A 14,136-nucleotide genomic window follows, 5' to 3' on the forward strand; every position below is an offset into this window, starting at 1 on the left:
CCCTCCGTACGACTGGAGACAGCGATGCCCCGCACCCAGCACCACTCTCCGCCTCAGCCGCCCATCGCGCGCCTGCGCTCCCTGCGGTGCGTCGAACTGTTCACCCCCGCCTTCACCGAGGCCGCCGACTTCTACCAGGAGGTCTGGGGCCTGGAGACCGTCGAGGGCGACCACGGGGCACGCTGGCTGCGTGGCACCGGCGACGAGCACCACGTCCTCCAGCTGACCCGCGCCGACCGCATCGGCCTCGGCCGGATCGCGTTCGCCGTCGCGACCCCCGCCGAGGTCGACGAGGCCGCCCGCCGCCTCCTCGCCCGCGGCATCACCACCGTCGCCGGCCCCGGCCCGCTGGACCAGGTGGGCGGTGGCTACGGCCTCCGCTTCACCGACCCCGAGCACCGGCTCATCGAGATCAGCGCGCACGTCGAGGCCGTCGCCCCCCGGGGCCGGGACGGTGCCGTCCCGGTCGGGGTCACCCATGCCGTACTGAACACCGCCGACATCGATGCCGCCGTCGCCTTCTACTGCGACGTCCTGGGGCTGCGGGTCTCGGACTGGTCGGAGCACCAGATGGCGTTCCTGCGCTGCAACGCGGACCACCACTGCATCGCCTTCAACCAGGCCGAGTGGGCCTCCCTCAACCACGTGGCGTACGAGATGAGCTCGGTCGACCACTTCATGCGCGGTCTGGGCCGACTGCGCCACCACGGCATCACGCCGCAGTGGGGCCCGGGCCGGCACGGTCCCGGCAACAACACCTTCTCCTACTTCACCGACCCTTCCGGTCTCGTCTGCGAATACACCTCCGAGGTCGCCCAGATCGTCGAGGACGCCTGGATCGCCCGTGTCTGGCGCCGCGTCCCGGAGCTGTCGGATCTGTGGGGTACCGCGGGACCGCCCTCTCCGGAGATCCGCTCCCACATGGCCGGACAACCCGATCCCGGCCCGCTCGCCCAGCCGGCCCCGCAGGAGATCCCCGCATGACCGACCCGACCACCGCGTCGCCGACCACACCGCACGCCGCCACCGCGACCCCCGTTTCGGCCACGGCCGCAACCGTGCCGACCACCGCGACGCCGCCTCGAGCGACCACCTCCATCGAAACCGTCACCACTTCCGAATCCACCTCTGGACCCACTTGCGGGTCCGTTTCCGCCTCCCTCACCTCTCCCTCCACTAACGTGACTCCTTCCTCACCGTCCCCTTCCTCGCCCGCTCCTCGCCGGGTCGGCCTCGTCGGCTGGGGTGCCATCGGCCGCGTCGTGGGTACCGCCCTCGCGGAGGGGGGCGTCCCCGGTGCCGAGCTGGTGTGCATCGTCGACAATCGCGTGCTCGGCGACGCGCCCGCTCCGCAGCTCTCCTTCGAGGAAGCCCTCGACAGCTGTGACCTGATCGTCGAGGCGGCCGGCCAGAGCGTCGTCCGCGAGTGGGGCGAACGCGTCCTGGGCTCCGGTACCGACCTCCTCATCGCGTCCACCGGCGCGCTCACCGACGAGGGCCTTGCCGCTGCCCTCCTCGCCGCCGGCCCGGGACGCGTGTACTTCACCGGTGGCGCCGTCGGTGGCCTCGATCTGCTCCAGGCGGTGCGTGCCATGGGTCCGCTCACGGATGTCACCCTCACCACCACCAAGCTGCCCGGCACGCTGGAACAGCCGTGGATGAGCGAGGACTTGCTGCACCGGATGCGTACGGCGTCGGGCCCGGTCGAGGTCATGCGCGGTACCGCCCGTGACGTGCCGGTGAAGTTCCCCAAGTCCACCAACGTCGCCGCGTCCGTCGCGCTGGCCGTCGGAGATCTGGACGCCGTACGTGTCCATGTCGTCGCCGACCCGGCGGCGCAGCACACCCGCCATGTCATCGAGGCGTCCGGCAGCCACGGTGTCTACCGCTTCGAGGTGCAGCACCTCCCGGATCCCGGCAACCCCGCCACCAGCCAGGTGGTGCCGTATGCCGTACTGCGCAGCCTGGGTGCGCTGGCCGGGCGGAGGGGGCAGATCCTGTGACCACCTCGGCGCGCTCCGATCTCACTCCTTCCCCTTCGCCGGCTGAGGCTTCGGCCGTCGCCTCGCCGCCGGTTCCCGCGCCCTATGACCTTGCGGGCCTTCATGTGGAGGAGGCGGGTGACAGTGGTCCGCTGCTGCTGTGTCTGCATGGGATCGGTTCCTCCTCCACGGCGTTCGCACCGCAGCTCGCGACGTTGAGCCGGTATGTGCGGGTGGTGGCCTGGGACGCACCGGGGTACGGCGAGTCGGCCGATCCGGCGGGGCCGTTCACGCTCGACGACTTCGCCGACACCGCTGCCGCGCTCATCCGGCAGCGCGGTGGCCGTGCCCATGTGCTCGGGGTGTCCTGGGGCGGGGTGATCGCCTTGCGGCTCGCCGCTCGTCATCCGGAACTCGTCTCCTCTCTGGTGATCGCCGATTCCAGTGCCGGCTCGGGTACCGATCCGGCGAAGGCCGAGGCGATGCGGGCCCGCGCCGATGAGCTGGCCGAGGTCGGGGCCCGGGAGTTCGCCGAGCGGCGTGGGCCGCGTCTGGTGTCCGATGCGGCTCCGGACGCGCTCGTCGCGCGGGTGACCGACACCATGGCCCGTTCCGTGCGGTTGCCCGGATACCGCCGGGCGGCCGAGTCCATGGCCGCCACCGACCTGCGCATTGCCGACCTCGCCGCCGTCACCGCGCCCACGCTCGTGCTGTGCGGGGACCGGGACGAGGTCACCGGGATCGAAGCGAGCCAGATGCTCACAGCAGATCTCCATTCATCCGTGTTCGTGATCGTCAAGGACGCCGGTCACCTCGCGAACCAGGAACAGCCCGAGGCCTTCGACGCGTGGGTTCTTGCCCACCTCCGCATCTCAGCAGGAATCGCCGAAGGCTTGTGAGGACTGTCCACAGCCCTGCCCGTTAGTACGACTAAAGGACTGATCGCCATGCCCATCACCACCACCGAGTACGACAACGGCGGCGACCTCGCCCGCTACACCGACTCCCTGATCGCCACCAAGGACTCCCGCGAGCCCGACTGGGACACCCTGGCGTTCCAGGCCAAGGCCGGTGAGCAGTACCGGCGAGCCCAGATCCGGTACATCGGCTCGGGTGCCACCGGCAACCACGAGGGCGACAACCGCATCCTGCCGTCCGGCGGCTTCACCTTCTCCAACATGCTGCTGCCGCCCGGCGCCGAGGGCCCCGAGCACACCCACCACGACGTCGAGGAAGCCTTCTTCGTGCTGGAGGGCAAGGTCAGGGTCGGTATTCACCGCGGCAAGGACGAGGTCGAGTACCGCACCCTCGGCTACCGGGACATGATCGTCGTGCCGGCGGGAGTGGCCCGCAGCCTGAAGAACGAGGGCGACACCGACGCGCTCTTCTGCGTCATCATCGGCACGCAGAAGCCGCAGATCCCCACCTACCCCGAGCACTCGCCGATGCACGGCGTCACCCGCGACTGATGCGCACCGTCGTCATCACCGGCGCCGGCCGTGGCCTGGGGGAGGCCATGGCCCGCCGGGCCGCCGCTGACGGACACCGTGTCGTCCTCGCCGAACTCGATGCCGAGCGCGGTGAGCGGGTGGCCGGCGACCTGCGTGCCGAGGGCCGGGAGGCGCACTTCGTGCCGTGCGACGTTGCCGACCCCGAGTCGGTCGACGCGATGGCGAAGCGGGTGGCCGACCTCGGGCCACTGCACGGCCTGGTCAACAACGCCGGTCTCGCCAACGGGGTGGGCGGCAAGGAGTTCCAGGACATCGACGTCGAGGCGTGGGACCGCATCATGACGGTCAACGCCCGGGGGCCCTGGCTCGTCGCCCGCGCCCTGCTGCCCCAGCTCCTCGCCGCGGGCAGCGGCCGCATCGTCAACCTGGCGTCGGACGCCGCGCTGTACGGCTCGCCGCGGCTGGCCCACTACATCGCCTCCAAGGGGGCCGTCATCGCCCTCACCCGGGCCATGGCACGGGAGCTGGGCGACCGCGGTGTCACCGTCAACGTCGTTGCGCCCGGCATCACCGAGTGCGAGGCGACGGAGAACGTCCCCGCCGAACGGCACGAGCTGTACCGGCTCAACCGGGCCATCTCCCGGGTGCAGCAGCCGGAGGATCTCACGGGCGTCGTGTCGTTCCTGCTCGGTGAGGAGTCCCGCTACCTCACGGGCCAAGTGATCGCCGTCAACGGCGGCTTCACCATGCACTGATCACTCCGGCCGGGCCGGCGGGCACCGGCTCGCCCGGCGGCCCCAGCGGCTCGCGCCGGACTTCCGTACCGATCACCACACCGAAGGATTCCCCATGGACCTGGGCCTCGCCGACCGCACCGTACTGGTCACCGGCGGCAGCTCGGGCGTCGGCCTGGCCACGGTCCGCGCCCTCCTCGACGAAGGCGCGCGCGTCGCCACCTGCGGCCGCGACGCCGACCGCCTGGACAAGGCAGCGGCCCGCCTCGGAGCGGACACCGACCGGCTGCTGACCGGCGTGTGCGACGTACGGGACGGGAGTGCCGTACGTGACTTCGTCGGCCGTGCCGCCGACCACTTCGGCGCCCTGGACGGCCTGGTCAACAACGCCGGCCAGTCCCGTATGAAGCGGCTCGCGGAGACCACCGAGGAGGACTGGCGCGACGAACTGGAGCTGAAGTTCGCCGGCGTACTCAACCCGCTGCACGCCGCCCTTCCTCACCTGCGCGCCTCCGACGCCGCCGGCATCGTCAACATCAACGCCGTACTCGCCAAGCAGCCCGAGACCCGTCTCATCACCACCAGCGCTGCCCGTGCCGGCATCCTCAACCTCTCCACGAGCCTGGCCAGGGAACTCGCACCCGACGGCATCCGCGTCAACTCCGTGTGCCTCGGCCTGATCGACACCGGCCAGTGGACGCGCCGGCACGCCGCCGCCGACAGCGGACTGACCTACGAGGAGTGGCAGGCCGAACTGGCCGCCGACCGCGGCATCGCCCTCGGCCGCCTCGGCCGCGCCGAGGAGGTCGCCTACGCGGTCCTCACGCTCCTCTCCCCGCGCGCCTCCTACATCACCGGAACCAGCATCGACGTCTGCGGCGGAGTCGGCCGCGGCATCCTCTGAGGAGCCTCCATGACGCACCATCCCACCGGAGGCGACCTCCTCGTCGCCGTCCTGCGCGAACTCGGCATCGACACCGTCTTCGGCATCGTCAGCGTCCACAACCTGCCGCTCGTCGAAGCCGTCGACCGTGAGCTGCGCTTCGTGCCCGTACGCCACGAAGCCACCGCCGTGAACGCCGCCGACGCCTACGGGCGCGCCCGCGGCTCCATAGGCTGCGCCCTCACCTCCACGGGGACCGGCGCGGGCAACGCGGCCGGCTCGCTCATCGAGGCGCTGAGCTCCGGCACCGCCGTCCTGCACGTCACCGGCCAGATCGAGAGCCAGTACCTGGGCAGCGGGCGCGGGTTCATCCACGAGACCAAGGACCAGCTCGCCATGTTGCGCGCGGTGTCCACGTACGCCGCGACCGTGCCCTCCTCGGACGCCGCGGGGCGCATCCTGCGTGAAGCGGCGCGCGCCGCACTGCGCGCGCCGGGTGGTCCGGCGAGCGTGGAGTGGCCGATCGACCTGCAGTACGCGGCCCAGCAGGACGAGCCCGCCGCCGTCGTGGCCCCGGTGGCGCCGCACCCGGAAGCGGCCGACATCGACGCCGCTGCGGGCCTGCTGGCCGCCGCCCGGCGACCCGTGATCTGGGCCGGCGGAGGCGCGTGCGGCGCGGGGGAGCGGCTCGCCGAGCTGCTGGCCCGCACCGGCGCCGGGCTGTTCACCTCCAACTCCGGCCGCGGCGCAGTGCCCGAGGACCACCCGCAGGTCATCGGCAACTTCGCCACCACACCGGCGGGCCGCGCGCTGCTCACCGAAGCGGACGTCCTGCTCACCCTCGGCACGCACTTCCGTTCCAACGAGACCGGCGACTACTCGCTGGCCCTGCCCGACACGCACATCCAGGTGGACATCGACGCCGCCGCACTGGGCCGCGTCTACCCCGCGACGCACACCCTGAAGGGCGACGCCGACGCCGTGCTCGATGCGCTGCTCGCCCGGCTGCCCGCGGGCGCCCCGGCATCCGACGGCGCCCCCGTGACCGGAGGTGCGGCCCCCTCCGGAGGCGCTGCCGACCCCGCCTGGGCCGCCCGCGTCGCCTCCGTACGCGAGGAGGTGCGCTCCGCCCTGCACGACGGCATCGGGCCGCAGGCCGCCGTCTGCGACGCCCTGCGCGCCGCCCTGCCCCGCCGCGCCGTCATCGCCCGCGACGTCACCATCCCCTCCAGCAGCTGGGGCAACCGCCTCCTGGAGATCTACGACCCGCGCGACAACGTCTTCCCGCGCGGCGGCGGCATCGGCCAGGGCCTCGGCATGGGCATCGGCGCCGCCCTCGCACGGCCCGACGAGCCCACCGTCGTCATGGCCGGCGACGGCGGCCTCGCCGTGCACCTCGGGGAGCTACTCACCCTCGCCCAGGAGCGCCCCGCGCTCACCCTCCTCGTCTTCAACGACGGCGGCTACGGCGTCCTCCGCAACATGCAGGACCGCTACAGCGAGCGCCGCTCCGGAGTCGACCTCACCACCCCCGACTTCTCCCTCCTGGCCCGCGCCTGCGGCCTGCCGTACGCCCGGATAGCCGCCGAGGCCGACGCGGCACCCGTCCTCGACGAAGCCGTCGCCTCCGGCGGCCCCACCCTCGTGGAGGTCGACCTGGCCGCCCTCGGCCCGATGAAGAACCCCTTCACCCCGCCCGTCAAGATCCCCACCGCGTGAGGAGGCCGACGCGATGACCACCCACGACATCCAGCCGGACACCGCCGACCGGGCCACGGCCGCCGAGCCCCGCCTCGACCTGTTCGTGCACCGCATGACCTGGGAAGCCGACGGCGTGCTCTCCGTCGACCTCGTCCACCCCGACGGCAAGCCGCTGCCCGCCTGGCAGCCCGGCGCCCACCTCGACCTGCACGTCGGCGGCCACACCCGGCAGTACTCCCTGTGCGGCGACCCCCACGACACCGCCCGCTACCGCCTCGGTGTCCTCAACGAACCGGCCTCCCGCGGAGGTTCCCGCTTCGTCCATAACCAGTTGCGCCCCGGCCAGACCGTCACCGTCGTCGGCCCCCGCAACCACTTCGCGCTGACCGACGCGCCCGCGTACGTGTTCATCGCCGGCGGCATCGGCATCACCCCGCTGCTGGCCATGGCCCGCGAAGCCACCCGAAGGGGTGTGCCCTGGCGCCTCGTCCACGGGGGCCGCACCCGCGCCTCGATGGCCTTCGGCGCCGAACTCGCCGACCTCGCCGCACAGGGACCCGGCGAACTGGTCCTCCACCCGCAGGACGAGCACGGCCACATCGACCTCGACGCCGCCCTGAACGGCCTCGACGCGCAGACCCTCGTGTACTGCTGCGGGCCCGAGCCCCTGCTCGCCGCCGTCGAGGAGCGTTGCCCCGCGGCGCAACTGAAGGTGGAGCGCTTCGCTGCACCCACCGTGGAGCGCAGCGGAGACGACAGCGCCTTCGAGGTCGAGTGCCGCCGCTCCGGAGTGACGCTCAGCGTCGGCACCGACACCTCGATCCTCGAAGCCGCCGAGGCCGCAGGGCTGCAGGCCGAGAGCTCCTGCCGGGACGGCATCTGCGGCAGCTGCGAGACCCGCGTCCTCGAGGGCGTGCCCGACCACCGCGACTTCCTCCTCAGCGAGGCCGAGCACGCGGCGAACGCGACCATGATGATCTGCGTCTCGCGCTGTGCCTCCGACCGCCTCGTCCTCGACCTGTAAGCCACCCGACCGTCTTGTGAACCCGGAGGCACCGATGACCCCCTGGCCGTACCTGGACGTCCACCAGTCCCGTACGCACGAGCCCACCCCGTACGAGTACAAGCTCGCCGCGACCCTCGAAGAGGTCTTCACCAAGGAGGGCCACGAGCTGGCCGACGTCGTCCGCGGCCTCAACTCCCGCCAGGTGCACGCCCCTGACGGCACCCCGTGGACCGAGGACACCTTCCGCGCCGAGATGCACCGCCTGGGAGCCTGACATGACCCTCACCCGCCCGGCCACGACCGGACACACCGCCACCGCCGACCACATCTACGCCACCGGGCTGCGCAACCAGTGGCACCCCGTGGTGCCCTCCCACTTCGTCACCCCCGGAGGCATGCGCAAGGTCACCGCGCTCGGCGAGGACTGGCTCCTCTTCCGCCGCGCCGACGGCACCCTCCACATGCTCGCCGACCGCTGCCCCCACCGGGGCGCCCGGCTCTCCCTCGGCAAGCACCTCGGGGACCGCGTGGCCTGCTGGTACCACGGCGTGGAGGTCGAGGGCGACGGCACCGTCTCCTCCGTACCGGGCCTGCCCGGCTGCAACCTGGAGGGCAAGAAGCTCGTCACCAGCCTCCCCGTACGCGAGGTCAGCGGCGCGATCCTCGCCTACTTCGGCGACGAGCAGCACCCGGAGCCGTGCGAGCTGACCCTCCCCGAACCGCTCACCGACCCCGGCACGGAAGCCATCCTCTGCTACGCCGAGTGGAACGTGCCCTGGCGGTTCGGCATGGAGAACCTCCTCGACCCGATGCACGGGCAGTTCCTGCACCACGAGTCGCACACCATGTTCGACGGGGACACGACCGCGAAGTTCCGCATCCGGGAGACCGACCGCGGCTACTTCTTCGAGAAGACCGACCAGCGCGGCGTCAACTTCGACTGGGTCGAGTTGTGCCGCACCGGAGTGGACTGGGTCGACCTGTCCATCCCGTACCCGCCGTCCGCCGGCCCCGGCGGACCCTTCGGGATCGTCGGCATGATCTGCCCCGTGGACGCGCACCGCAGCGGTGTCTTCTTCTGGCGCTACCGCAACGTCACCGGATGGCAGCGCGACACCTGGCGCTTCCTGTACCGCACCCTCATCGAGAAGCGCCACTGGGAGGTCCTCGAACAGGACCGCGTCATGCTGGAGGCCATGCCGCACGACGCGGACCAGGCCGAGAACCTCTACCAGCACGACCTCGGCGTCGTACGGCTGCGCCGCCTGTACCGGGCCGCTGCCGAGCAGCAGGCCGCCGCGCTCGCCGCCCCCCAGCAGGCCGCGGAGACGGCCGCGGTGACCGCTCCCGCCGGCGGCTGACACCGTGGCGCCGACCTCCGCACCGCCCGCCGCCACGGTCTCCCCGCGGCGGTGGGCGGGCGTCCTCAGCCTGCTCGCCGTCGTCCTGATCTCCTACATCGACCGGGTCAACGTCTCGGTACTGATCACCGACCGGGCCTTCACCGACCACTTCGGCATGACCGGCGACCGCGTCCTCCAAGGCGCCCTGATGACCGTCTTCCTCATCGGGTACGGACTCGCCGCCTTCTTCCTCACGCCGCTGTACGAATCCGCCCTCGGGGCGCGGCGCGGCCTCCTGGTGAGCGTCGGCCTGTGGGCCGCACTCACCCTGCTCTCCCCGTACGCGCTCGGCGCCCTCATGTTCGTCGCCGTCCGCTTCCTCCTGGGCGCGTCCGAAGGGCCGCTGTTCTCCCTCAAGACGATGTACGTGAAGGAGCACTTCGCGCCCCACGAGGTCGGCCGGCCCAACGCGGTCAGCTCCATGGGCGTCTCCCTGGGCACCGCAACGGGCCTGCCCCTGATCACCTACCTCGTGCACCGCTACGACTGGCACACCTCCTTCGTGCTGCTTGCGCTCCTCAACGCGGCGGTCGGACTGCCGCTCATCGCCCTCTTCGTGCGGGGACGCCCGCGCGCACAGAAGGCGAGCGCGGGACGGGAGAGCGGCCCCGCAGGAGCGCGCCGCGGCGTCGTGGCCACTCTCCGGGAGGCGCTGCGCACGCCGCGCCTGGGCTGCATCCTCCTCATCGAGATCGCCACCCTCGCCTACCTGTGGGGGAGCAGCTCGTGGCTGCCGGCGTACCTCCTCCAGGAACGCCACTTCTCCCTCGCACAGATGGGCGCCGTCTCCGCGCTGCCCTTCCTGATGAGCCTGGCCTCCGGCTTCCTCGGCGGCCACCTCATCGACAAGCTGCCCGCCCGCAGGCTGCCCCTGCTGTTCGTCGTCGGCGCGCTCGGCACGGGGAGCTGCGTCGCACTGGTCATCACCGCGGACGCCGCGTGGCTCGCCGCCACCGGACTCGTCCTGGCCGGCGGCTTCTGGGGCCTGCAGGGCCCCGCCATCCCCACCCTCGTGCAGCGGCACGCACCGGCCGGCACGGTCGGCAGCGCGTACGGCGTGGTCAACGGAGTCGGCAACCTGGTGTCCGCCTTCATGCCCACCGCCATGGGAGCCGCCATCGCCCTCGGCGGCGGGCACAGCTTCGGGGCCGGCTACGCGCTGCTGATCGGCGCCCAGACCGTCACACTGTGCTGCGGCGCCTGGCTCCTGTTCCGGCCCGGCCCGCGCGGCACCGACGGTGCGGTCACGCCCCGGACGGCGCGTCCGGCTCCGCCGCGCCCGACTCCGTGATGGACTGCTCCAGCTTCGACAGCAGCCGCGCCAGCTGACGGCACTCGGCGGGGGAGAGGCCGGCCAGCATCCGCCGCTCGTTCTCCAGGTGCTCGGCGAACAGCTTGTCGATCTTGGCCAGTCCCTCCTCCGTCAGCCGCGACCGCACCACCCGCCGGTCCTCCGGATCCCGCTCCCGGACGATCAGCCCGTCCTTCTCCAGCCGGTCTATCCGCAGCGTCACGCCGGCCGACGAGATCAGCCCCGAATCGGCCAGCTGACCGGCCGTGCGCCGGTACGGCTTCCCCGCCCTGCGCAGCGCCGTCAGCACGTCGAAACCGGCCACCGACAGGCCGTACGACTCCACCGAAGCGGTCAGCTTTGCGCTGTACCGCAGGAACGTGCGGTGCAGCCGCGCCAGCACTTCCAGCGGGGAGGTGTCCAGCTCCGGGCGTTCCCGCCGCCAGTCCTCGATGATGCCGGCCACCGCGTCCCGCGCCGCCGTCTTCTTCGCCATCTCGGCACCCTCCCGGGCTCGCCGTCGGGCCGGGATCCCGGCCGTGCTCCTGGCGAAATCTTAGTACTGAGAAGCCGCGCCACTTAACGGTCGGGCGGCCCGGCGGGACCGCCCCGCACGGCCGCACAGCCGGCCCCGGCCGCGCGCACCCGCATCGCCGACCGGCCCCCGGCGACCGGCCCGGCCCCACGCTCCCGCACCCCCGCGCGACGCCCGGCCCGACCCCGCGCCCCGGCCCGCCTTCCGCACCTGTCCGAGGAGTTGTCCACAGGCTGCCGGGCGTGGCTGCGCAAAGCCGCCGACCTGCGGCAGCATGACGCCATGCCCGCATTGACGCGCGATGAAGCGCAAACCCGAGCCAGCATCCTCGACGTCCACCACTACGACATCGACCTCGACCTCACCACCGGCGAGGAGCACTTCACCACCCGCACGGTCATCCGTTTCAGCGCGCGCACCGCCGGCGACACCTTCCTCGACCTCAAGCCCGAGCAGCTGCACAGCATCACCCTCGACGGCCGCGCGCTCGACCCGGCCGACCTGGCGGACAACCACTTCCCGCTCACCGGCCTCACCCCCGGCGAGCACGAAATCCGCGTCGAAGCCACCATGCGCTACTCCCGCACCGGCGAGGGCATGCACCGCTTCACCGACCCCGCCGACGGCGAGACCTACCTCTACACCCAGCTGTTCATGGAAGACGTCCAGCGTGTCTTCCCCGCCTTCGACCAGCCCGACCTCAAGGCCGTCTTCGCCCTCACCGTCACCGCCCCCGACGGCTGGACCGTCCTCGGCAACTCCCGCGCCACCCGCACCCCCGAAGGCCACTGGACCCTCGCCCCCACCCCGCCCATCAGCACCTACCTCGTCGCCGTCGCCGCCGGCCCCTGGCACTCCGTCCGCACCGAGCACGCAGGGCTGCCCTTCGGCATCCACTGCCGCCGCTCCCTCGCCCCGTATCTCAACGCCGACGCCGACGAGATCTTCGACATCACCCGCCGCTGCTACGACCGCTACCACCAGCTCTTCGACGAGCCCTACCCCTTCGACTCCTACGACCAGGCATTCGTCCCCGAGTTCAACGCCGGCGCCATGGAAAACCCCGGCCTGGTCACCTTCCGCGACGAATTCGTCTACCGCTCCGCCGTCACCGACACCGAGCGCCAGACCCGCGGCATGGTCATCGCCCACGAAATGGCCCACATGTGGTTCGGCGACCTCGTCACCCTCGCCTGGTGGGACGACATCTGGCTCAACGAGTCCTTCGCCGAGTACATGGGCTACCAGGTCCTCAGCGAAGCCACCCACTTCACCGACACCTGGACCGACTTCGGCATCGCCCGCAAGAGCTGGGGATACGACGCAGACCAGCGCCCCTCCACCCATCCCGTAGCCCCCGCGCCCGACGCCGTCCCCGACACCGCCTCCGCCTTCCTCAACTTCGACGGCATCTCCTACGCCAAGGGCGCCTCCGCGCTCCGCCAGCTCGTCGCCTGGATGGGGGAGAAGGACTTCCTCGCCGGCATCAACGACCACTTCGCCCGGCACCGCTTCGGCAACGCCACCCTCGCCGACTTCACCGACTCCCTCGCCCGCGCCACCGACCGCGACGTCCACGCTTGGGCCGACCGCTGGCTGCGCACCACAGGAGTCGACACCCTCACCCCCGTCATCGACGAAACCGCCGACGGCTCCTGGTCCCTCACCGTCACCCACCAGGGAGACCGCCCCCACCACCTCACCATCGGCCTCTACGACCAGGACCCCACCTCCCCAGCCCGCCTCGTCCCCCGCGAGCCCCTCACCCACGACCTCCCCGAAGGCGGCACGCACACCCTCCCCGGCCGGCGCCCCGACCTCGTCCTGCTCAACGACCGCGACCTCACCTACGCCAAGGTCCGCCTCGACCCCGAGTCCTGGACCACCGCACAGGCCGCCCTCTCCGGCCTGCCCGACCCCCTCACCCGCGCCGTGGTGTGGAACGCGGCGCGCGACATGGTCCGCGACGGCGAACTCCCGCCCGCCGCCTACCTCGAAGCCGTCCGCACCCACCTCCCGCACGAGACCGACACCGCCATCGTCCAGGGTGTCCTGGCCTTCGCCCGCACCCAGATCGCCGACCGCTACCTCCCCGCGGCCGACCGCCCCGCCGCCCTCACCACCCTCGCCGACCTCTGCCGCGACATCCTCCGCCGCACCGAGGGCAGCGAGCACGGCGACCGGCAGGGCCTGCGCCTGGCCGCCGTCCGCACCTTCATCGACAGCGCCACCACCCCCGAAGGCATCCAGGACTGGCTCGACGGCGACAGCGTCCCCGGCGGCCCCGCCCTCGACCCCGAACTGCGCTGGCGCATCCTCGGCCGCCTCGCCACCCTCGGCGCCACCACCCCGGCGACCATCGATGCCGAACTGACCCGCGACCCCAGCGCCAGCGGCAAGGAAGGCGCCGCACGCTGCCACGCCGCGCTCCCCGACCCGGCCGCCAAGAAGGCCGCCTGGGAAGCGATGTTCACCACCGACCCCGCCGACGACCTCTCGGCGTACCTGTTCACCGCCACCGCCACCGGCTTCTGGGCACCCGAACAGGCCGACCTCGTCCGCCCCTACGCCGAGCGCTACTTCGCCGACGCCGTCACCCTCGCCGCACGCCGCGGCCCCGCCCTCGCCGAAGCCGCGGGCCGCTACGCCTTCCCCGCACCACTCGTCGAACAGGACACCCTCCGGCTCGGCGAAGCCTGCCTGCGCGACACCGACCCCACCCCGGCCCTGCGGCGCAAACTCGCCGACCAGCTCGACGACCTGCGCCGCGCACTGGCCGTACGGAACGGACAGGGGTGAGGCACAGGGACCGGCCGGGTACGCCGCGCCGCGCTCCGAGAGTGGCGCGGCGACGGGACCGCCACCGCGGGCACGCGGCCTCGCCTTAGCAGAGCAAGGCCGGGGCGGGGGCGAGGAGTTGCGGAACCCATACCAGATGTACGAGCCGCAACCCGTACAGGTGTCCCTCGTGAGAGTGGACTCCGGGTGCTTCCCGGCGAACGCCTCGACACCAGAAGTAACTTAGGTCGCCCTAAACCGTTCGAACCCCCTCAAGAAGGGCACGTCCATGCCAGTGCCCGCCCCAGGCGCCCCGGCCCCAGGCGACAGCACCTCCACCACCCGCCCCCGTCCCGCACCGTCCCCGCCGGC

The 14,136-nt window shown here is 72.2% G+C and carries 13 protein-coding genes; 12 read left to right on the forward strand and 1 reads right to left on the reverse strand.

Annotated elements, in window-relative coordinates; all coding sequences use genetic code 11:
- The first annotated feature begins 24 nt into the window (after positions 1 to 24).
- The 11 genes from C3486_RS14085 (at position 25) to C3486_RS14135 (ending at position 10,451) form a co-directional block, all read left to right on the forward strand.
- Positions 25 to 984, forward strand: a complete 960-nt coding sequence (locus tag C3486_RS14085; RefSeq protein ID WP_103833019.1) for a VOC family protein — start codon at positions 25 to 27, stop codon at positions 982 to 984.
- 197 nt (positions 985 to 1,181) lie between these two features.
- The gene (locus tag C3486_RS14090) at positions 1,182 to 2,003 is read left to right on the forward strand and encodes an aspartate dehydrogenase domain-containing protein (protein ID WP_103833020.1); all 822 of its coding nucleotides are present in this window, start codon (positions 1,182 to 1,184) and stop codon (positions 2,001 to 2,003) included.
- A 104-nt stretch (positions 2,004 to 2,107) separates the two neighbouring features.
- Complete coding sequence (locus C3486_RS14095) at positions 2,108 to 2,881, forward strand: alpha/beta fold hydrolase (protein WP_258052773.1); 774 nt, start codon at positions 2,108 to 2,110, stop codon at positions 2,879 to 2,881.
- Positions 2,882 to 2,929: 48 nt separating this feature from the next.
- Entirely contained in the window at positions 2,930 to 3,451 is a 522-nt protein-coding gene (locus C3486_RS14100) for a cupin domain-containing protein (RefSeq protein ID WP_103833022.1), read from the forward strand.
- Positions 3,451 to 4,188, forward strand: coding sequence for an SDR family oxidoreductase (locus C3486_RS14105; RefSeq protein ID WP_103833023.1), 738 nt, complete (start codon positions 3,451 to 3,453; stop codon positions 4,186 to 4,188). Before C3486_RS14100 ends, C3486_RS14105 begins: the two co-directional genes overlap by 1 nt.
- A gap of 94 nt (positions 4,189 to 4,282) precedes the next feature.
- Positions 4,283 to 5,071: an SDR family oxidoreductase gene (locus C3486_RS14110; protein WP_103833024.1), complete on the forward strand. Its 789-nt coding sequence runs from the start codon at positions 4,283 to 4,285 to the stop codon at positions 5,069 to 5,071.
- A 9-nt stretch (positions 5,072 to 5,080) separates the two neighbouring features.
- A complete protein-coding gene (locus tag C3486_RS14115) occupies positions 5,081 to 6,769 on the forward strand; it encodes a thiamine pyrophosphate-binding protein (RefSeq protein WP_103833025.1) in 1,689 nt (562 codons plus the stop codon).
- Positions 6,770 to 6,782: 13 nt separating this feature from the next.
- Positions 6,783 to 7,775 (forward strand): PDR/VanB family oxidoreductase, encoded by a 993-nt coding sequence (locus tag C3486_RS14120; protein WP_103833026.1) that lies wholly within the window; start codon positions 6,783 to 6,785, stop codon positions 7,773 to 7,775.
- 34 nt (positions 7,776 to 7,809) lie between these two features.
- Positions 7,810 to 8,031, forward strand: coding sequence for a recombinase-like helix-turn-helix domain-containing protein (locus tag C3486_RS14125; RefSeq protein ID WP_103833027.1), 222 nt, complete (start codon positions 7,810 to 7,812; stop codon positions 8,029 to 8,031).
- 1 nt (position 8,032) lies between these two features.
- Positions 8,033 to 9,118 (forward strand): aromatic ring-hydroxylating dioxygenase subunit alpha, encoded by a 1,086-nt coding sequence (locus C3486_RS14130; RefSeq protein ID WP_103833028.1) that lies wholly within the window; start codon positions 8,033 to 8,035, stop codon positions 9,116 to 9,118.
- 4 nt (positions 9,119 to 9,122) lie between these two features.
- Complete coding sequence (locus C3486_RS14135; protein WP_103833029.1) at positions 9,123 to 10,451, forward strand: MFS transporter; 1,329 nt, start codon at positions 9,123 to 9,125, stop codon at positions 10,449 to 10,451.
- Here C3486_RS14135 and C3486_RS14140 read toward each other — a convergent pair.
- Positions 10,405 to 10,947, reverse strand: coding sequence for a MarR family winged helix-turn-helix transcriptional regulator (locus C3486_RS14140; protein WP_103833030.1), 543 nt, complete (start codon positions 10,945 to 10,947; stop codon positions 10,405 to 10,407). The genes C3486_RS14135 and C3486_RS14140 overlap by 47 nt on opposite strands.
- A 321-nt stretch (positions 10,948 to 11,268) precedes the next feature.
- Here C3486_RS14140 and pepN point away from each other — a divergent pair, with 321 nt between their 5' ends.
- Positions 11,269 to 13,785, forward strand: a complete 2,517-nt coding sequence (gene pepN, locus C3486_RS14145; protein WP_103833059.1) for an aminopeptidase N — start codon at positions 11,269 to 11,271, stop codon at positions 13,783 to 13,785.
- Positions 13,786 to 14,136: the final 351 nt, after the last annotated feature.

The organism is Streptomyces sp. Ru73, from assembly GCF_002920575.1.
In the GTDB taxonomy this organism is placed as follows: domain Bacteria; phylum Actinomycetota; class Actinomycetes; order Streptomycetales; family Streptomycetaceae; genus Streptomyces.

Excerpts from the sequence above, each read along its gene's own strand:
- C3486_RS14100 (WP_103833022.1), top strand. The coding sequence starts at position 2,930 with ATGCCCATCACCACCACCGAGTACGACAACGGCGGCGACCTCGCCCGC.
- C3486_RS14130 (WP_103833028.1), top strand. The coding sequence starts at position 8,033 with ATGACCCTCACCCGCCCGGCCACGACCGGACACACCGCCACCGCCGAC.
- C3486_RS14125 (WP_103833027.1), top strand. The coding sequence starts at position 7,810 with ATGACCCCCTGGCCGTACCTGGACGTCCACCAGTCCCGTACGCACGAG.
- pepN (WP_103833059.1), top strand. The coding sequence starts at position 11,269 with ATGCCCGCATTGACGCGCGATGAAGCGCAAACCCGAGCCAGCATCCTC.
- C3486_RS14110 (WP_103833024.1), top strand. The coding sequence starts at position 4,283 with ATGGACCTGGGCCTCGCCGACCGCACCGTACTGGTCACCGGCGGCAGC.
- C3486_RS14105 (WP_103833023.1), top strand. The coding sequence starts at position 3,451 with ATGCGCACCGTCGTCATCACCGGCGCCGGCCGTGGCCTGGGGGAGGCC.
- C3486_RS14115 (WP_103833025.1), top strand. The coding sequence starts at position 5,081 with ATGACGCACCATCCCACCGGAGGCGACCTCCTCGTCGCCGTCCTGCGC.
- C3486_RS14085 (WP_103833019.1), top strand. The coding sequence starts at position 25 with ATGCCCCGCACCCAGCACCACTCTCCGCCTCAGCCGCCCATCGCGCGC.
- C3486_RS14120 (WP_103833026.1), top strand. The coding sequence starts at position 6,783 with ATGACCACCCACGACATCCAGCCGGACACCGCCGACCGGGCCACGGCC.
- C3486_RS14140 (WP_103833030.1), bottom strand. The coding sequence starts at position 10,947 with ATGGCGAAGAAGACGGCGGCGCGGGACGCGGTGGCCGGCATCATCGAG.